The 18,764-nt window shown below is 34.9% G+C and carries 20 protein-coding genes and 1 pseudogene; 5 read left to right on the forward strand and 16 right to left on the reverse strand.

From position 1 onward, the window contains the following. Positions 1-116: 116 nt before the first annotated feature. Together BAU23_RS25745 and BAU23_RS25750 are read right to left on the reverse strand one after the other, a co-directional pair. Positions 117-872, reverse strand: a complete 756-nt coding sequence (locus tag BAU23_RS25745) for a class I SAM-dependent methyltransferase (protein ID WP_000679192.1) — start codon at positions 870-872, stop codon at positions 117-119. 41 nt (positions 873-913) lie between these two features. After that, positions 914-1,456 (reverse strand): CGNR zinc finger domain-containing protein, encoded by a 543-nt coding sequence (locus BAU23_RS25750; protein WP_001072927.1) that lies wholly within the window; start codon positions 1,454-1,456, stop codon positions 914-916. 112 nt (positions 1,457-1,568) lie between these two features. Between BAU23_RS25750 and BAU23_RS25755 the strand changes: the two genes are divergently transcribed. Further along, positions 1,569-2,765: an MDR family MFS transporter gene (locus BAU23_RS25755; RefSeq protein ID WP_000834827.1), complete on the forward strand. Its 1,197-nt coding sequence runs from the start codon at positions 1,569-1,571 to the stop codon at positions 2,763-2,765. Between the two features lie 82 nt (positions 2,766-2,847). On the opposite strand, the gene BAU23_RS25760 is transcribed toward BAU23_RS25755, so the two are convergent. Further along, positions 2,848-3,762, reverse strand: a complete 915-nt coding sequence (locus BAU23_RS25760; RefSeq protein WP_001024435.1) for a tetratricopeptide repeat protein — start codon at positions 3,760-3,762, stop codon at positions 2,848-2,850. Positions 3,763-4,131: 369 nt separating this feature from the next. Here BAU23_RS25760 and BAU23_RS25765 point away from each other — a divergent pair, with 369 nt between their 5' ends. Then, on the forward strand, positions 4,132-4,512 hold the full coding sequence (locus BAU23_RS25765; RefSeq protein ID WP_000727880.1) for a hypothetical protein: 381 nt from the start codon (positions 4,132-4,134) through the stop codon (positions 4,510-4,512). 73 nt (positions 4,513-4,585) lie between these two features. After that, positions 4,586-4,813, forward strand: a complete 228-nt coding sequence (locus BAU23_RS25770; protein ID WP_001082013.1) for a DUF3923 family protein — start codon at positions 4,586-4,588, stop codon at positions 4,811-4,813. Between the two features lie 96 nt (positions 4,814-4,909). Here the strand turns inward: BAU23_RS25770 and BAU23_RS25775 are convergent, their stop codons facing one another. The 5 genes and pseudogenes from BAU23_RS25775 to BAU23_RS25795 all read right to left on the reverse strand — a co-directional run bounded on the left by BAU23_RS25775 (position 4,910) and on the right by BAU23_RS25795 (position 8,506). Then, positions 4,910-5,458, reverse strand: a complete 549-nt coding sequence (locus BAU23_RS25775; protein ID WP_000938445.1) for a DUF2179 domain-containing protein — start codon at positions 5,456-5,458, stop codon at positions 4,910-4,912. Positions 5,459-5,693: 235 nt separating this feature from the next. Continuing rightward, positions 5,694-6,107 carry an ATP synthase subunit I gene (locus BAU23_RS25780; protein WP_000616833.1) on the reverse strand — a complete coding sequence of 138 codons (414 nt, stop codon included), beginning with the start codon at positions 6,105-6,107 and terminating at the stop codon, positions 5,694-5,696. Positions 6,108-6,160: 53 nt separating this feature from the next. Further along, positions 6,161-7,489 carry a hemolysin family protein gene (locus BAU23_RS25785; protein WP_000402261.1) on the reverse strand — a complete coding sequence of 443 codons (1,329 nt, stop codon included), beginning with the start codon at positions 7,487-7,489 and terminating at the stop codon, positions 6,161-6,163. 120 nt (positions 7,490-7,609) lie between these two features. After that, the gene (locus BAU23_RS25790; protein WP_000285631.1) at positions 7,610-8,017 is read right to left on the reverse strand and encodes a MerR family transcriptional regulator; all 408 of its coding nucleotides are present in this window, start codon (positions 8,015-8,017) and stop codon (positions 7,610-7,612) included. 142 nt (positions 8,018-8,159) lie between these two features. Beyond that, positions 8,160-8,506 (reverse strand): annotated as a pseudogene (locus tag BAU23_RS25795) (SH3 domain-containing protein). Positions 8,507-8,711: 205 nt separating this feature from the next. Between BAU23_RS25795 and BAU23_RS25800 the strand changes: the two are divergent. After that, positions 8,712-9,599, forward strand: a complete 888-nt coding sequence (locus BAU23_RS25800) for a DMT family transporter (protein ID WP_000814752.1) — start codon at positions 8,712-8,714, stop codon at positions 9,597-9,599. A 20-nt stretch (positions 9,600-9,619) separates the two neighbouring features. Here the strand turns inward: BAU23_RS25800 and BAU23_RS25805 are convergent, their stop codons facing one another. Next, the gene (locus BAU23_RS25805) at positions 9,620-10,156 is read right to left on the reverse strand and encodes a hypothetical protein (RefSeq protein ID WP_071735444.1); all 537 of its coding nucleotides are present in this window, start codon (positions 10,154-10,156) and stop codon (positions 9,620-9,622) included. Positions 10,157-10,176: 20 nt separating this feature from the next. Beyond that, a complete protein-coding gene (locus BAU23_RS25810; RefSeq protein ID WP_000181454.1) occupies positions 10,177-11,031 on the reverse strand; it encodes a pentapeptide repeat-containing protein in 855 nt (284 codons plus the stop codon). A 195-nt stretch (positions 11,032-11,226) separates the two neighbouring features. Here BAU23_RS25810 and BAU23_RS25815 point away from each other — a divergent pair, with 195 nt between their 5' ends. Further along, positions 11,227-11,400 carry a DUF1272 domain-containing protein gene (locus BAU23_RS25815; protein ID WP_071735446.1) on the forward strand — a complete coding sequence of 58 codons (174 nt, stop codon included), beginning with the start codon at positions 11,227-11,229 and terminating at the stop codon, positions 11,398-11,400. Between the two features lie 70 nt (positions 11,401-11,470). Here the strand turns inward: BAU23_RS25815 and BAU23_RS25820 are convergent, their stop codons facing one another. From BAU23_RS25820 to BAU23_RS25845, 6 genes are all read right to left on the reverse strand, one after another. Next, complete coding sequence (locus BAU23_RS25820; protein ID WP_071735603.1) at positions 11,471-12,532, reverse strand: lactonase family protein; 1,062 nt, start codon at positions 12,530-12,532, stop codon at positions 11,471-11,473. Between the two features lie 137 nt (positions 12,533-12,669). Further along, on the reverse strand, positions 12,670-14,211 hold the full coding sequence (gene gntK, locus BAU23_RS25825; protein WP_071735448.1) for a gluconokinase: 1,542 nt from the start codon (positions 14,209-14,211) through the stop codon (positions 12,670-12,672). A 157-nt stretch (positions 14,212-14,368) separates the two neighbouring features. Beyond that, on the reverse strand, positions 14,369-15,037 hold the full coding sequence (fsa, locus tag BAU23_RS25830) for a fructose-6-phosphate aldolase (protein WP_000667683.1): 669 nt from the start codon (positions 15,035-15,037) through the stop codon (positions 14,369-14,371). 51 nt (positions 15,038-15,088) lie between these two features. Next, complete coding sequence (gene gnd, locus BAU23_RS25835) at positions 15,089-15,982, reverse strand: phosphogluconate dehydrogenase (NAD(+)-dependent, decarboxylating) (protein WP_001263668.1); 894 nt, start codon at positions 15,980-15,982, stop codon at positions 15,089-15,091. Positions 15,983-16,077: 95 nt separating this feature from the next. Continuing rightward, positions 16,078-17,562: a glucose-6-phosphate dehydrogenase gene (gene zwf / locus BAU23_RS25840; protein ID WP_071735449.1), complete on the reverse strand. Its 1,485-nt coding sequence runs from the start codon at positions 17,560-17,562 to the stop codon at positions 16,078-16,080. 488 nt (positions 17,563-18,050) lie between these two features. After that, the gene (locus tag BAU23_RS25845) at positions 18,051-18,527 is read right to left on the reverse strand and encodes a heme-degrading domain-containing protein (protein WP_000071889.1); all 477 of its coding nucleotides are present in this window, start codon (positions 18,525-18,527) and stop codon (positions 18,051-18,053) included. Between the last annotated feature and the right edge of the window lie 237 nt (positions 18,528-18,764).

Here is an 18,764-nt window from a genome sequence, read left to right on the forward strand (position 1 = left end):
ACTTTTTATATGAAATGCATTTTTATATGAAAAGTACACATTCAACCTCATTTTTTTTACATAAAGAAGCCTATCATTTCAAATATAAAATGATAGGCTTCTTTATTTTCAGCAAGTTATTTCCTCGCCTTAATAATAAAAGTAGTTGGCACCATTCTAGCTTTATATAAAGAATAATATTTCGTAGAAGGTGTAGCTACTTCTTCATCAAATACACGAGACGGTTCAGGCTCTTCTATTCTCTCAATTGTAAATCCCACTCTATTTAACATATTTATGTATGTACTTATTTTTCTCTTATACAATGTCGCTTGTACATTTTCTCCTTTAAATGTTTCAAACGTAATAGGTGTTTCCTCATGATAAGAAGACTTTAAAGCAATCTCTTCTGTACCATACTGTAAGTTTGAATATACTGGATGCTCCCAGCTAAAAATAAAACTTCCTCCTGGCTTTACATATGAATAAATCAGTTCCAACGTTTTTCCTAAATCTGAAGTCCATCCTAATGCATAGATGGAATATACAATATCAAAATACCCTTTCGGAATATCTCCTTCTTCTTCCATTGCTCCGCATATTAACTTTGGATTCCAACACTTTAACGTTTCTTTCGCTGTATTAATTTGTGTACTTGAAAGATCTAGACCCCATAATTCTGCCGCCCCATGTTCAGCCATATATTGCAACGAATGCCCACTTCCACATCCAATATCAAGAACTTTTTTATTTTTGATTGAATCGAACAAATGAATCTCATCTTCAGACGCTGTATACGGGCCATATTTCGGTAAACAATCCACTTGAAAGAAATAAGGTGCAACTGTGTCCCAACACTTTTTATTTAAAGCTAACATTTGTGTACCTTTCATACCCTACATTCCCCCATCCCATTTTCTTTCCCTACTATAAATTACACATTATACCCCGATCTCCCTTTTCTCTTCGCCCGGTAATTTTTCACTTTCGCGATCGTTCCGCACGCTCTTCCTCCTTCTTCTCCAGCATACATACCGCACCATCTTTTACTTCCATTTCGCGAATGATCATAAAATACCCAGCGACAATCTGGGCATGCTTTTAACCTCCCCCACAAATTTTCTTGAATTGACATTAACACAATGCTTAATACTTTTGTATATACATTCTCTTCGTGCACAGGCTCATATGTAATACCTTTCATATCTTCCTTTACATGTACATGAAATGGGTATTTCTCTAACCACTTTTGCAATGATCCTTCGCCTTCAACCGTTAACCGAATATCTTCTCGAAAACTTTTTAATTCCTCTATCGTATGAAATGGAACCTCTTTATGAAAATATTTTTTCATAAAAAGCTTTATATCCTCTTCTGTTTGCAGCATGTCAATTGGCTCTCTCGTATCGTTTGGTATTTTCCATGTATTTAAAAATTCCCGAATATATTCTAATTCATTTGGTGCATTTTGATTCAATTCCATCCACCTTCTTCTTAAAATTTACTTTTTTCTGACTTTATGTATAATTATAATATAAATTAGTTAACCATTAAATGATTTTACTGGTTACGATATTAGGAGGAGTTCTATGAAAAGTTTCTCAATACCGATACGTTTCATGCTTATTTCTTCATTCTTTATGTCTTTTGGGTATTTTGCAGTATACGCATTTTTAGCTATTTATCTATTAAGCTTTCTTCATTTTTCTGCTGTTCAAGTAGGAACAGTGTTGACGGTTATGACAATCACATCACGAGTTATCCCATTATTCTCAGGATTAATTGCTGACAAAATAGGCTATATCATTATGATGATAGCCGGATTATTTTTAAGAGGAATCGGGTTTATCGCTTTAGGAATATGCTCTGATTTCTATACAATTTCTATTTCTTCTGCACTTATTGGCTTCGGAACTGCATTTTACGAACCTGCTGCGCGCGCCATATTCGGCTCACAACCAGCTCATATGAGAAAAAATCTATTTACATATTTAAACCTTAGTTTTAATTGCGGTGCAATAATCGGACCAATTGCAGGAGGGTTCTTACTCTTACTCGATCCAATCTATGCTTTTTCTCTAACAGGATCTCTTATGCTGTTATTCGCTTTTATCTTTTACTTACTTAAAAATCACTTCCAAGTCACTACTGAAAACACGTCTATTACATTAGGGCTACAGGCTATCTTACAAAACAAATCTTTCCTTTTGTTTTCATTTATTATGATTTTCTTCTATATTATGTTTACTCAGCTTACTGTCGCACTTCCACTTCATATGAAAAACATTAGTAATAGCAACCAGCTTGCTACACTAGTTATTACGATAAATGCAATAACAGGCGTCATATTTATGGTGTTATTCCGAAAACTATTTCATAAATACAACACACTTTTGATTATTAAGTACGGTGTTTTATTAATGAGTATTTCCTTTTTACTCATTCCTTTATTTCAACACCCATATTGGCTATTTATTTGTGTAATTTTATTTACAATCGGTGAAACACTCGTATTACCTAACGCTGATATCGCTATTGCAAATTACAGTAACGAATCATATACAGCTACTTACTTCGGATTTTATCAACTATCACTCGCATTTGGTTTTATCATCGGCAATTATACCGGTACATCTTTTACATCCAACTTAAACGGAATGTATACACCATGGCTTATTTTCGGGGGAATAGGACTTATTGGTTTTATTTCACTACATATTTTAAATATTAAAAAAGGGAGCTCTAAAGAGGATATATACCTATGTAATGAGACGAAACATCTGTAACACATTACAATTGAGATGGTACCTTTAGACAAGCAGCCTATAATAAAAAGATTCGACCATCATGTTTGACAGTCGAATCTTTTTATTTTTCATATTCAAGATGATTATGTCTTTTACAACCAAACAAATAGCAAGCCCCTATATGATCAGTTTCAAATTCTAAACCTGGAACATATCCAGATTTGATACGTTCTATCATTTTTTTATAACAATTATTCTCTTCTGTATATTCCTCAATTAACTCTTTCTTATCTTTTTCTGTCCAGTTTTCTTCTACTTCTTCATTCTGAACATCTTCTATATCTGCTGTTTTCGCTTCGATAGATTCCCGTATAACTTCATTTATACGGGAGAAATTATTAGCTTTATATAGAGCATAAACAAATCTACCAATCCAATTGGGGCTTTTCCAAACTTCTTTGTATCCCTTTTCGAACCATTCAATTGCTTCTTTATAGCAATTCAACTCAACATATAAATCTGCTACATTAATTTCTCCTACAAAATTATCAGATTTCCTGTTAAAAGCATCTAACTTCTCTTTCGCTTCTGTCGTTCGCCCTAAATCAATTAAACATTTTACATAGTTATACATTATATAGTCCGAATCCCCTGCAACACGCAAGAAAAATTCCAAAGCTTTTTCCAGCTCTCCAAGATTATAATGAGCTACAGCTACATTGTGATATGCTTCATTGGATGGTTGAATCGAAATAGATTTTTGTAATGCTTCTTTCGCTTCTTCCCACTTTTTTTGTTTCATGTAAATTTCTCCTAAGATGTTATAAGGAAAGTATGAGGAAGGATTCAACTTAACAACTTCTCTTATTAATTCAAGAGCTTTATCATCATTCTCTTCCTCATATAAGTACATCCAAGCAAGATTATTGAGAGATTGTACATCTCTAGATTCACGTACTGCTTGTTGAAACAGTTCCATTGCTTCCTCATATTCATTTTGTTCAAACATTTCAATTGCCTTCTCATTAATGTTCAAGTAACTACCTCCGAAGTGAATGAATTCATCTATTCTATATTATTTTAAAATGTAAAAATTGTAATTTCCATAAAAATAAGAGCGCTTCATATTAAGTTCTTTCTCCTTTCTACATTTCATCATATATTTGGATATCCAATTCGTAATGATTTTAGTAACACCGCTTTCTAAAGAAAATAAATACCTACTGTAAAAATACTGATTTACAACAATAAATAAACTTTTCAATCCCACTTAAAGTAGATATACAGCCTATTAAAATTTACATATTATGGTACAATTAAAAAAGAGCGCTAGTTAAACATTTACGTTCCACACTAGCAGTCTAGCAATACCAAAATCAAAAATCACTTGAAATTGGGGGATGTTATGAAAAAGAAATTAATTGTTCTTCTATTCATCGGAATCATATTATCCGGATGTTCAATTATAACAGAAAATTCTTTAGAAACTGGAAACGGCAGTATTGAATTATTAACACCAATGATTACAACAACAGATAATGAATTAGAAATTAAGACCGAGGGCATTGATGAAAATAAAGTAACTTTTATTTACGTTGCCAATAAAAAAGTCTTTGAACAAAAAATAAAAAATGATGAATCCTACAAACTTGATATTACGAGTATCAAGGATGCTCATAGAACAGATTACAAACCAAGGGTCCAACTTTTACAAACGAAAGATGATACTCAAGATGGAGACATGGTAACCTTTAAACAAGTTAGATATACAGTTGAAAAAGAGTAGTTTTATAGTTATCGCATTTTAATATAACGAATAAAATATATTTTAAAAGAGAATACATCTGAGAGGTGCTAATATGAACAGACGATGGATTTATTGGTGGATTGGTAACATATTTTGGATTATCACTTTCGGGATATTGGCAGCTATCATTTGGCTAAGAGAGGTTGATGGTGCTGGTGTTACTCAAACACCTGAGCTTAAATCAGTGGCATTTATCGTTTTATTAATTGCATTTATATTACCAATAATTATTCAAGTTGTATGGTTAATTGTTAATCTGAGAAAGAGCAGAAAAAAATAACATATAAAAAAGAGAGGAATCTTTTTTAAAATAGATTCCTCTCTTTTTTATATGGGGATTATGCCGTGCTTTTAAAGCTGCACTACTCCCCTTTCTTTACGATGCATGTTCATCTTTCTTCTTCATTAACGCTCTCTTCTTCATCGCTTTCGTTAAGTATCCGCCTTTAAATGAACGAATTTCATAAGAAGACATAAATGCTTTTGGTGCAATTTCATTAATGATTTCTAACAGTTCTTTTTCTCTAGAACGCTTTGCAACGATATCTAAACGATAACGGATTGAATTAATACCTTCACCTTCAAATACTGTAACACCAAATCCAGAGTGACGTAATTCATCCACTAATTCATTACAACGGTCTAGTAAACTAACTTGATACGTAATATAACCAATTGCTAATTTATTCTCTATATAACCGCCTAATAATAGTCCCGCACTAAAGCCAATGACATAGGCAATGATGTTCATCCAATTCGATAAATCTTGAAACACAATACCTAAACTGACAATATAAATTGCACCTTCTAACAATCCTACACCTGCAGCGGATCTTGTTTGATTCTTTACAAGCAAAATCGTACGGATTGTTAAAGTTGGAACGTAAATAATTTGAAGCACAAAAATAAGTAAAGCTTGTAACATTGGTATCCACCTCTTTCGCAAATTCTTTTGTCATGATAACATACATAAGCTTTCGAAATCGATGGGTTTTTAAATTTTTTCAAATTTTTTTCCACACTATTGAAAAACCTAAAAAAGAGGCGTATTATATTGGGTCGTAAATTCAATTGTCATTATTAAATCGCTCATAGTACATTAACTATTGCGCAATTTATTCTCAAACACAAAAAAAAGGAACCCCATTAGGTCCCTTTCATCATAGCTCTATGTTTTTCGAAGCTTGTTCTCTTTGCTTCTCTTCTTCTTTTACTAGCTGCATGTTTGCATAGGCTAAATTCGCAATCATTAAAAAGTGTCCACCTAAAATACCCGTACCAAATGCCCACATTTCCATTTCATGCTCAATTTCATACATAATGATAGCCCCTAATATTGCGGCTGCAAATCGGTTTAAAACTCCTAATCCAGGAGCCTTTTCTTTCATCACGATACTTCTTCCTAGTTTCTCCACTCTACGAGCTAATAACCAAAGACAATATGCGCTAACTGCTAAACCAATACCAAACCCTGTCACTTGTTTTCCAAATGGAGTAATCGCCCACATTAGTAGTAAACCACTAAAGATTGTATACAATTGTAATCGATATACACGTAAGGCTACTTGAATCAAAATATCCGCTCCTAATTTCACATTTTATTATGTGTCAGAAGAAAAGCAGCAACTTACACAGTTGCTGCTTTCTCTTGTTCTTGTTCATGATCCATTTTTTGAATTTCAACACGTTTAATTTGATAAGCATCTTTTTCTAACACTTTAAATTCATAACCTTCTGCTTCAACGTATTGTCCTTCTTCGATTTCATGATTTTGCATCATAATCCATCCACCGATTGTATCCACATCATCTTCTTCAATGTGTAATCCAAACAAATCTTTTACTTCTGATATAAGCACTTTTCCATCAACAATTTTATGGTATTCGTTCACATGTTGAATTGGTGGTGCTTCATCTTCATCATATTCATCACGAATTTCGCCGACGATTTCCTCCAATATATCTTCAAGCGTTACAATTCCAGCTGTTCCTCCGTACTCATCATATAAAACAGCCATTGGAATTCGCTTCTTCTGCATTTGCAGTAATAAATCATGAATTGGAGTAGTTTCCATAACTTCAATAATCGGACGCATATACGTGCGAATCGATGATAAATCTTCTTTATCGTTGTTCATATATCGAATAAAGAAATCTTTCACATTGACCATACCGATAATATCATCTTTATCTTCTCCAAAAATCGGATAACGTGTGTATCGTTCATTTTGGATTACTTTCATGTGTTCTTCTACTGAATCTTCAAGATAGAAACCAACGATTTCCGTACGCGGTACCATGATTTCTTTCGCAATGCGATTATCAAATTCAAAGATATTATTTACATACTTGTATTCAGCTTGATTAATTTCTCCACTTTCGTAGCTCTCTGAAAGAATAAGACGTAACTCTTCTTCTGTATGAGCTACTTCATGTTCAGAAGCTGGCTTCAAACCGAATAAACCAGTTACAACACGAGCAGAACCATTCAATACCCAAATAAATGGATACATAGCTTTATAGAATATCATTAACGGACCTGCTAATAACAATGTCACTTTTTCAGCTTTTTGAATTGCCATCGTTTTCGGAGCTAATTCCCCGACTACAACGTGCAAGTACGTCATCGTCATAAATGCAAGACCAAATGTTAATACTGATGAGATAGACGGATTTAAATTCCATTTCTCAAATAACGGGTGTAATAATTTTTCTATCGTCGGTTCACCTAACCAACCAAGTCCCATCGCTGTAACTGTAATACCTAATTGACAAGCAGATAAATATTCGTCTAAATTTGTTGTTACTTTTTTCGCTGCTAATGCGCCGCGTTTCCCTTCCGCAACAAGCTGATCAATGCGACTTGAACGTATTTTTACAATCGCAAACTCTGCTGCTACGAAAAATCCAGTAAATGCGATTAAAATCGCAACCATGACTAAATTAAATATTTCCAATGAATCCCCTTAGTTAAAAAAACTAAGGTGTCCACCTCCTGTATACTATAATGTTTTCTTATTTGTTCGTTAGAAAACATAGCCCGATACAAAAATTAAAGAGGTCGGATTTCACTTATTCTATAATAATAGAGCAAGTGTCTGTAATAAAGCTGTCGTTTGACCTGATAAAGATTTCGATATTTTTTCACGTTGTGAATCAGTCAATTCATCTAAAAGAGGCTTTAACTCCGTTAGTTCTGCTTCTAATCTATGAATATGGTCTGTCACTTCATTCACATGTTTCGAAACGTGTTCATTGATACCGAGCAGCTTTTTCTTCTCCTCGATTTTCTCTTTAATCTCACAAAGCGGCATATGCATTTCTTTGCACTTCTCAATAAATTGTAATGTCTCAAATGCTGTTTCGTCGTAATAGCGATAATTAGATTGAGATCGCTCCGCTTTTAGGATACCTAGATTCGTATAATAATCAATCGTTCGTTTCGACACGTGAGCCATGAGAGCCAACTGTCCGATTCGATACACCTTCCCAACGATCTTCCCCCCTTGTTTATATTACTACAATCATACAATACATAAACTGTACAGTCAAACGTGACGGTTTGTTATTCACAATTTATACACAATTTCACGTCTCATCTTATACTATTCAAAAATATGTGTCCTATTATTGCTGCAAATTTTCTTTCGGTACCCATCCAGCTTCACCATTTACCGTTTCAAACCAATCCATCCATTCAGTTCTGCTAACCCAATTAGTATTTCTCCACTACTCAATTGTAATTCTTTTGCAGTATGTCGCTTTATAATAACTCCACTTTCATCTGTACACTTACTTATTATTTGCTCTGGTACCCAGCCTTTCCTATTATAATTCTCCTCCGAACAACGCACCCAGTTATCCAACTTTTTTGGTCCCTTATGCTTTTCACTAACAGAAACAAGATCTCCCTTCTCTAAACGAATTGGATCCGGATAATCACTGGCATGCAACTTAATAGCAATATTTTTCATAACACTCTACAATAATCAGAAAATTAAGTTATAATGTCATTATAAAAAAAGAAAGGAGACTACGCTCATGTACTACAACACTTCATTCGAAAACGATCAACCTGTAGTCCGTCTATAATCTAAGACGGGCATTCATATAACAAGTGCACTATGCCTCGTCTTAGGGAATAAATCATAACCCTAAAAATAGACGGAGGTAATTCAAATGAAACAAACAATTTTAGGTGCTATATGTTTATCTCTAGCAGCAAGTATATGGGGCGGTATGTACGTTGTTAGTAAATACGTACTCGACTTTATCTCGCCACTTACACTCGTTTGGCTACGCTTTATTATCGCTTTTGTTGTTTTATATGTAATTTTGAAAATAACTGAAAAAAAGCAAAAGAAAAAAGTAACCATCCACAAAAAAGATTGGCTATTATTTGCTTGGATTGGATTCATCGGGTATTTCATTTCAATCACATGTCAATTTATCGGAACGAAATTATCCGATGCTCATACAGGCTCCTTAGTGACATCAGCTACACCTGCATTTATGGTTATATTTGCAGCGCTCATTTTAAAAGAGAAACTAACTACTCGTAGACTTTTATCAACTATAATAGCGACACTCGGTGTCATTATCGTTATCGGATGGGATATTGAAATCGGCTCCTATTTTATCGGTTCAATCATTTTAGTTGGAGCTGCTATTACGTGGGCTTTACTGTCCATTTATGTAAAAATCGCTTCAGCTCGATTTTCATCTTTAATTATTACAACGTACGCAATATTTTTTTCACTCTTTTTCATTACACCTTTTATGGTATGGGAAGTTCAAACAAATCCTATTGAACATATGAACATGTATGTAGTATTGGGCGTACTCTATTTAGGAATCGTCTCAACTGCAGGTGCATTTTTCCTTTGGAATAAAGGATTAGAATTAATGGATGCTAGCATCGGCTCATTATTTTTCTTCTTTCAACCTATCGTCGGTTCAATACTTGGCTGGCTCCTATTAAATGAGACGTTAAGCAGTAACTTTTTCATTGGTGGTATCCTTATTATATGTAGTGTTATAATTACTACTTTTGAAAAGCAAAAATAGTATAAAAAACAGGCAGAGACTTAGTCTCTGCCTGTTCGCATAATTGGCTCTTGGTCGTGAAAACCGATGCAAATTGGTATATTACTTTGTAATCCACTACATGCACTTATAAAACTACACACTGTTCTTGCAATTAAATATAAAGTAATACCAATTGCCTTTTCATTTGTATCAAAGCCATTTTCAGCATACAAATCTGCTAATTCTACTGACCTCGGTCCCTCAATATCATACGTCCATTCACAAGCCCAATCATCATCCTCTTCCTCAAGTGGAATGTAATCGTCACAAACATAGAACTGACTATTCCATTCATTATCCAAATCATACTCAAAATAAATTGCTTTTACCTCTTCACTTGCAGTAATTTCTAAAGCTTCTTTCAAACCTATCCTCATACTTTCCCTGTATGAATCTAATGAAATCAATTTAATGCGCTCCGCATCCTCACTTGACGCTAGTGTGCGACAAATATCATAATACTTCGATTCTATTTGAGATACTGATAACGAAAATACATCTTCCTGCATTTCCTCTAAATACTGAAACATATCCAAACTATTTCACTCCATACTCTTTACGCACTCCAATGCGATGGACGGGACAATAATTTCGGCAATTTCGTATGTTTGTCCCCTTTCGCCGCGTTAATTTGAACTTGCGTAAGAAAAATACTATTTGTAAAATCCGTCCCGCGAATATCTGCATCTCGCAAATCTGCTCCGATGAGATCCGCTCCCCTTAAATTTGCATCTCGTAAATTAGCCGCAATAAGATAAGCTCCTCTTAAATTTGCTCCTTGTAAATCCCTCTTTTTAAGGTTAGCTCCCATAAGATCTGCCCCTCGGTGACTGATTCGTTTTTTACGTGCAGCATTCATTTCCTTCCATACTAATTCACTCGTCTCTAAAAGGAGAACATTCACTTCCGCTCGGTGTAATGGCACATTTACTTCCATTAACTCATCTGGACTTAAATTAGAAAGACGCTCAGTCTCTTCAATTGCTTCCTTCAGCTCTTTATGAATTGTCTGTGTCGCCTTTAATAGAATAGCCTCATTCAAATACCACAGCATTTCATGAAGCTGATGCATAACCGGAAAAGCATCATACATTTCTCTCGCATGCTCGGCATCTGTCCGCCAATCAATTCCTTTAAACGTAACTTGAGAAATCTTTTGCCCAGCACCGAAACATTCAAATACTGTACAACCTTTATAGCCTTTTCCTCTAAGATCTCTATGTATACTACATTTATAATCTGATTGTAAATTTGTGCAAGGTTTACCACCATCTTTATTCACCGCGAAATCTACTGATGCTGCAAACGGTAATGCCACACAACATAATCCAAAACATTTTTCACAATCCGCTTTTAAACTATTGTAATTTACATCCTCTTCTACACGAAAATAGTCGTTATGATTAGTCAAAATATATACCCCCTGTTGTCTTTTGACTATTTCATAATATTCCAACTGCACTAAATAATCAATTTTAAAACAAATGGACCTATTTCATTTCAAACAACAACATAATCCATCTATTTCTTTTCATTTAAAAAGGACACCCACTACAATATTAATTATAATTAAATTAAGAACTTTCAAATAACGAGGAGGATTACAATGGCATTAGAAATGAAAACAAACTGTCAAATTTGCGACTATTCCCTTCAGCCTGATTCTGAAGCATACATATGCGTGTATGAATGTACATTTTGTGCACCATGTACAGAGGAAAGACAAAACGTTTGTCCGAATTGTGGCGGCGAACTAGTGCGTAGGCCGAAGAAGAAATAGAAAAAAGCAAAGCGATATCGCTTTGCTTTTTTCTGTTTTTGGGGTATATAGAAATTCTACTAATCACAAATTAAACGTTTAAAAACTTCACACAAACAGGCTCTGGTACAACAACATCAGATTGTAACAGTGTTAACTTCCCTGTCGTTTCATTTCTTGAAAATAGTACAAGATTATGTGACTTTTCATTTGTAGCAATAAGAAATTTCCCAGTAGGATCTAACACAAAGTCCCTCGGCCAATTTCCTTCTGTAGATGTATGTTCCACAAATGCAAGCTGACCTGAATTTTGATCCACACTGAAAACAGCAATACTATTATGACCACGATTCGCTACATATACAAAACGGCCATCAGAAGAAATATGAATAGCACTTCCTTGACTATTTCCAGCAAATTCTTTTGGAACAGTAGAACTATACTGCAACTCTGTAAAGGACCCTTCTTCCGGATGATATGTTAACACAATGACTTCCGAACTAAGTTCAGTCATCACATAAGCGTACTTTCCGTCCGGGTGAAAAGTAATATGCCTTGGACCGCTTCCTGGGTTCACAGACAAGCTATTCACTTCTTTTAATGTACTATCTTTTATTCCATACGTAATTATTTTATCAATTCCTAAATCAACACCTATCACATATTTTTCATCAGGAGTATATCCCGCGTAATGTGCATGTGGTTTTTCTTGTCTTTCTTTATTTGGACCTGAACCTTCATGTGTAACAATAGATTTGGCAGCATTTACAGTTCCAGTTTCTTCATTTACTACAAAAGACTCAATCGTTCCTTTATGGTAATTTGCTGTAACTACCGTATGGTTTCCACTATCCACACTAATATGACAAGGCGAAGCCCCTTCTACTACTTGTCTGTTTTTCGCCTGTAACTCTCCAGTATGACTATTAATCGAATAAGCAGCTACACCACCAGATTCGCCTTCCTTAACAACAGAATAGAGATATTGATTATTTTTGCTAATCGTTACATATGTAGGGTTATCCAGCTTAGCCGCAAGTGTTACATTACTAACTTTTTGTGCTTCCGTATGTAAAGTAAAAGTATATATCCCCTTACTATTTTCTTTCGTGTAAGTTCCAACATATCCAATAAGCTCTTTGTTTTCCGTCATTTTCATAACCCTCTCCCTATAGTTTTTGTTCATCATACTTCTTTTTAAGCAACCTAAAACTATTTTTCATTGAAAGAATATCCTAAAAAATCGGAGTACCTCTTTATACGTTACCATATTTTTCTGCCAAATAGCCTCTAAACCCACTTTTTCTGAAAAGCTGCTATACTTTCATATTCTTCTTCCAAGTGACGGGCCAAACGAATATAGATCGGTGTTAAATCTTTATATTTCTCCACACTTCCCATGTTTGGCTCATGATAAAAATTGGCACCTACCATATTAGAAACTACATGTAATGTATCTACTTCACCTAAGCTATATAAACCGAGGATTGCCGCTCCTAGGCAAGAACTTTCGAAACTTTCAGGAACGTATACGTCTTGATGAAAAATATCCGCCATCATCTGTCTCCAAATTTCTGACCTTGCAAAACCACCTGTCGCTTGAATTTTTTTCGGTTCGCCAATTAGTTCTTTTAACGCAAGAAGAACTGTATACAAGTTATAAATGATTCCCTCTAAAACAGCACGTATAAGATGCTCTTTCTTATGATGTAGTCCAAGCCCAAAGAAAGATCCCCGCGCATTCGCATTCCATAAAGGAGCTCTTTCGCCTGCTAAATATGGATGAAATAATAAACCGTCAGATCCAGGATTCACTTTTGCCGCTATTTCCGTAAGCACTTCATATGGATCTTTTCCTAAACGCTTCCCATGCTCAACTTCTAACGTACATAATTGGTCGCGAACCCACCTAAAAATCATACCACCATTATTAACCGGTCCACCAATTACCCAAAGGTCCTCAGTTAACGCATAACAAAAAGTCCTACCTTTCGGATCCGTTACAGGATGATTTGTGACAACTCGCACTGCACCGCTCGTACCAATTGTAATAGCAACTACTCCAGGTTCTATTGCATTTACACCTAAATTCGATAGTACCCCATCACTCGCACCGATTATAAAAGGAGTAGTAACAAGTACATTCATCTCTCTTGCAAGTTCTTCATTTATCCCTATTAAACTGTGCGTCGTTGGAACAACTGTAGATAGCTTTTCATCGGTAATTCCTGCAACACGAAGAGCTGCCTCATCCCATTTTAAAGATTTCAAATTGAACATTCCTGTTGCTGATGCAATAGAATAATCAATTACATATTCCTTAAATAACTTATAGAAAACATACTCTTTAATAGAGATGAATTTATAGCTTTTTGCAAATAACTCAGCATGTTCATTTTTAAGCCAAACTAATTTTGAAAGTGGTGACATAGGATGGATTGGTGTTCCAGTACGAAGGTAAATTTCATGACCATTCATATCATTTTTTATTTTTTCTGCCCAGCTTGCACTTCTATTATCTGCCCAAGTGATACATCTCGTTAACGGCTTCCCTGCTTCGTCTACAGCAATGACACTATGCATTGCCGAACTAAAAGAAACACAAAGAATATCAACTGGCTGCACATTACTTGATTGTATAGTTTCTTTAATCGTATGTATGACCGCTTGAAAAATCTCTTCTGGATCTTGTTCTGCTGTTTCTGGTGCGGGAGAATATAAAGGGTATTCAATCCCATGACTTGTAATAACTGATCCATCCACCGAAAACAAAACTGATTTTGTACTAGTTGTCCCAATATCTACACCAATCATATATTTCGAGCTCACCATGTAACCCCTTTCATATTATTCCTATAACAAAAGAGCACCATGATGTATACAAAAAAGACGCTCCCTTATGAGAGCTACGTTTTAATAAACTTCTCTCTCATAAGGAGGTCCTTTTCATAACTATAGTGCTATTTTGAAAAGTGAAATCTTCATTTCATTATAACTTAGGCGCTTTCGCCCAATCCGCAGCAAACTTTTCAATACCTTGATCGGTTAGTGGATGCATAGCAAGTTGTTCAATGACTTTATAAGGAATTGTAGCAATATGTGCACCCGCCATCGCTACACGAGTTACATGGTCTGGGTGTCTAACAGAAGCCGCAATAATTTGTGTATCTAATAGATGAATATCGAATAATTCAGCAATTTTAGCAACTAATAGTACGCCATCTTCAGAAATATCATCCAAACGGCCTAAAAATGGAGAAACGTACGTTGCACCTGCTCGAGCAGCTAAAAGAGCTTGGTTCACAGTGAAAATAAGTGTAACGTTCGTTTTCACACCTTTTTCAGTAAGGTAACGACAAGCTTCTAATCCTGCTAGTGTCATCGGCAGTTTTATTGTAACTTTTTCATCGCCACCGTTAATTTTAATCAGTTCTTCTGCTTGAGCGATCATCTCTTCGGCTGTAACAGCATCTGGCGTTACTTCTGCCGAAACAGATTCAACGTTAGGCACTGCCTGACAAATTTCTGCAATACGGTCTTCAAACTTAATGCCCTCTTTCGCTACTAAAGAAGGATTCGTTGTAACGCCAGCTAAAACCCCTAGTTTATATGCCTTTTTTATGTCCTCAAGATTTGCAGTATCAATAAAAAACTTCATGATTCATTCCCTCCATTTTTTAAACGCTAACGAGTTATAATTTTAAAATGTTTATTTCTTTTCTACTGCATGTCCGCCAAATTCATTGCGCAGTGCTGCTACAACTTTTCCTGTAAATGTATCATTGTCTAATGAGCGGTAGCGCATTAATAGAGACATTGCGATAACAGGAGTTGCTGTTTGAAGGTCTAATGCTGTTTCTACTGTCCATTTTCCTTCACCAGAAGAATGCATAACGCCCTTAATTTCATCCAGTTTTGCATCTTTAGAAAATGCATTTTCAGTTAATTCCATTAACCATGAACGAATGACTGAACCGTTGTTCCATACTCTTGATACTTTTTCATAATCGTAGTCAAATTCACTCTTCTCTAAAACCTCAAATCCTTCACCAATAGCAGCCATCATTCCGTATTCAATTCCGTTGTGAATCATTTTTAAAAAGTGACCACTACCAGCTTTTCCAGCATATAAGTATCCATTTTCTACAGCTGTATCTCGGAAAATAGGTTCAACGATGTCCCAAGCTTCTTGGTCTCCTCCGATCATGTAACAAGCACCATTACGAGCACCTTCCATTCCGCCAGAAGTTCCTGCATCCATAAAGTGAATGCCATCTTTCTTTAATTGCTCATATCGGCGAATAGACTCTTTATAATGTGAATTACCGGCTTCAATTAAAATATCTCCTTTTGATAATAGAGGTGTAATCTCATTAATAACAGAATCAACAACAGCGTGCGGAACCATAACCCATAGAATTCTTGGTGATTCTAATGATTGAACAAGTTCGTTTAAACTAGACGTACCTGTAGCCCCATACGCTTTCATTTCTTCCACTGCACTCGTATTTAAATCGAATGCAGCTACTTCATGTTTATGATCGATTAAATTCTTCCCTAAATTTAATCCCATTTTACCTAAACCAATTAATCCTACTCTCATAATATAATTCCTCCTTGAATTACCTTTCATCATAAATACATGTTAATAAAATGATGAATATCTTTTGTCATATTGCTTTACTTATAAGAATGTACTTATTTTTTCAATCCCTCATCTAACCACCATTTAAATTCACTTTCTTGTAATAGAGCATGAGCAGCATCCGGACCATACGAGCCAGACTCATATTCATGAAGAGGTAACAAGTTTTCGTCGAACGCTTCAAGGATTGGCTGCACCCATTCCCATGACAATTCAACCTCTCTCCAGTGTGCAAAGAATGTAGAATCTCCACATACAGCATCATAGATAAGCCTTTCGTAAGCTTCCGGTATTCCCACTCCTGTTTGTTCACAAGTAAAATGAATACGAATCGGTTCAAGCTCTCCATTGTTCAATGGATTTTTACTATTTAATTGGAGTGAAACATTTTCATTTGGGCTAATTTCAATGATTAACAAATTAGGTTCTGCATTTGGGTTACTATCTTGATATTGCTGTTTTAATGTATTTTTAAACTCAATTACAATACGAGTAGACTTTTCTTTCATTCTTTTTCCTGTTCGTATATAAAAAGGAACATCAGTCCAAAATGGGTTATCAATCCATAGGCGAGCCGCAACAAATGTGTCTGTTTGAGAAGAAGGATTTACTCCCGGCTCCTCTTTATACGCTACAACTTGTTGTCCTTTTATCTCCCCTGAAGCATATTGCCCGCGAATGATATGGTTCTGAACATCTTCTTTTGTCACTTTACGAAGAGTCTCCATTACTTTTCGCTTTTCCTCACGAATTTCACATGCATTTATCTTTTCCGGCAAATTCATAGCAGTCATCATTAATATTTGCAACATATGATTTTGAACCATATCGCGAATGGCTCCTGCATGATCATAATATGCTGCCCTTTCTTCTACCCCAACCGTTTCACTAGCTGTTATTTGTACATTCGCTATATGTTCTTTATTCCAAATCGATTGAAGAACAGGATTTGCAAATTCAAGTGCTTCAATGTTTTGAATCATCGGTTTACCTAAATAATGATCAATACGGTATATTTCGTCTTCTTCAAACGTTCGACTAAGCCTATCATTCAGCTCTCGAGCAGATGTGAGATCATGACCAAACGGTTTCTCAATCATTAGGCGCTTCCATCCATCCGTTTTATCCAGTCCACTTTCTTTAATATTTAAAGCAATGGTCTCAAAGAAGTCAGGAGTAACTGAAAGGTAGAACATTCTATTCCCTTGTATATTTTGTTCTTCTTCCCTTTCACGAACTACTTGTAATAACCTTTTATAGTCTTCTGGCTTATTCACATCTAACGGACAATAACGAAAATACTCTAAAAAATCTTCTATTTTCGGAGTGCCTTCTTCTCTGCGACGAGAAAAAGTTTCTATGGATTCTTTTACTCTTTTTTGAAAATCTAAATGAGATACTTCACGTCTTCCAAGCCCGATAACGGATATTGGCTTTGGAAGCTTTTGATCTCTATATAAGTTATATAGCGCGGGGTAAATTTTTCTTTTCGCTAAATCCCCTGTCGCTCCAAATAAAACAAAGGTCATCGATTCCAATTTCAGTCCTCCTCGTGATGTATAGTCATTGCCACCTTAGTAAAAATGCATTGTACAGAAGCTACTATTATTGTTGATCCAATCTTACTTCTTAACTTCTAATGTTTTATAGTTGTCGCTTTCTAATTGTCCCCAATATTAATAGTGGCAATTCAAAGCATTTTCCCCACATCCTACTTACTTAGTTAAACTTACATAAAATAACTTAATTATTAAAAGTAATTAAGTTATTTTATGTCTATCATATTAACTACATAGATTATTATCGTCAAGAAAAGTGTCTTGAATTGAAGATTTTTTATTTCGTAATATTTTTAAATGGTTGTTTACTAGGAAAACGTTGCCCCTTAGAATCCACGCTACATTCTCTTTGTACTTTTAGGGATATCATCTCCATGTCCATTTCCTTAAATAAATAATAAAAAGGCAAAAACGAACAGGAATATGTTCATTTTTGCCTTTTTATTTAACCTTTTAAATTACTTCTATTATTGATTTAAATGATTTTTAACTGCTCTTATAACCAATTCATGATCTACTTCTGGTGGTAATCCTGAGACTGTTATCATCCCAATAACCCCTACGTTTTTTATTTGAATAGGAAAGCATCCACCAAACGCAGCATATTCCGAGCCATCTAAACGGTATTTTTCATGATATGGAACTCCGCTTATTTCACTTTCTATCTGCATATAATACGAGCTATGATTATGCAGGGAAACGACCCGTTTTTTACGCTCAATCCATTTCGTATTTTCCTCAGTTGTCCCTGTCATCTTGAAATGAAATAATTGCACACCATTTTTTGCTATATCAACAGCAATCAATTTCCCCTCTCGCTTTGCTGTTTCAACGATAAATAAACCTAATTGCAAGGCATCTTCATTTGTAAAAGAGGAAAATTGAAGTGTTTCCTCCTCTATTAATATTTGTTTACTTATTTCACTCAAATTTGAATTACTCATATCTTTAACCTCCCTAATTGTCCTAGACCACATTGTCATTTTTTAGAATTACCAGACTCTATAGTACCGTAACGCTTGTTTTCTTCTTAATGGTGCTATTATGAATTATATTTAACACTTTAAAAATGTATGTTCTTTAAAGTGCTATAGGTATTAAACATTTAGTACAGGAATTGTCTACTTCCTTGATTAATTAAAATATATTAAGGTGTTTGCATTTTTGCAGTGCTACAATGC

This window comes from Bacillus nitratireducens (assembly GCF_001884135.1).
GTDB lineage: Bacteria > Bacillota > Bacilli > Bacillales > Bacillaceae_G > Bacillus_A > Bacillus_A nitratireducens.

Bases quoted from the DNA above. Each gene is read 5' to 3' on its own strand.
- fsa (WP_000667683.1), bottom strand. From the start codon at position 15,037: ATGAAGTTTTTTATTGATACTGCAAATCTTGAGGACATAAAAAAGGCA.
- BAU23_RS25765 (WP_000727880.1), top strand. From the start codon at position 4,132: ATGAAAAAGAAATTAATTGTTCTTCTATTCATCGGAATCATATTATCC.
- BAU23_RS25820 (WP_071735603.1), bottom strand. From the start codon at position 12,532: ATGACGGAAAACAAAGAGCTTATTGGATATGTTGGAACTTACACGAAA.
- BAU23_RS25745 (WP_000679192.1), bottom strand. From the start codon at position 872: ATGAAAGGTACACAAATGTTAGCTTTAAATAAAAAGTGTTGGGACACA.
- BAU23_RS25755 (WP_000834827.1), top strand. From the start codon at position 1,569: ATGAAAAGTTTCTCAATACCGATACGTTTCATGCTTATTTCTTCATTC.
- BAU23_RS25775 (WP_000938445.1), bottom strand. From the start codon at position 5,458: ATGTTACAAGCTTTACTTATTTTTGTGCTTCAAATTATTTACGTTCCA.
- gnd (WP_001263668.1), bottom strand. From the start codon at position 15,982: ATGAGAGTAGGATTAATTGGTTTAGGTAAAATGGGATTAAATTTAGGG.
- BAU23_RS25770 (WP_001082013.1), top strand. From the start codon at position 4,586: ATGAACAGACGATGGATTTATTGGTGGATTGGTAACATATTTTGGATT.
- BAU23_RS25800 (WP_000814752.1), top strand. From the start codon at position 8,712: ATGAAACAAACAATTTTAGGTGCTATATGTTTATCTCTAGCAGCAAGT.
- BAU23_RS25815 (WP_071735446.1), top strand. From the start codon at position 11,227: ATGGCATTAGAAATGAAAACAAACTGTCAAATTTGCGACTATTCCCTT.
- BAU23_RS25845 (WP_000071889.1), bottom strand. From the start codon at position 18,527: ATGAGTAATTCAAATTTGAGTGAAATAAGTAAACAAATATTAATAGAG.
- gntK (WP_071735448.1), bottom strand. From the start codon at position 14,211: ATGGTGAGCTCGAAATATATGATTGGTGTAGATATTGGGACAACTAGT.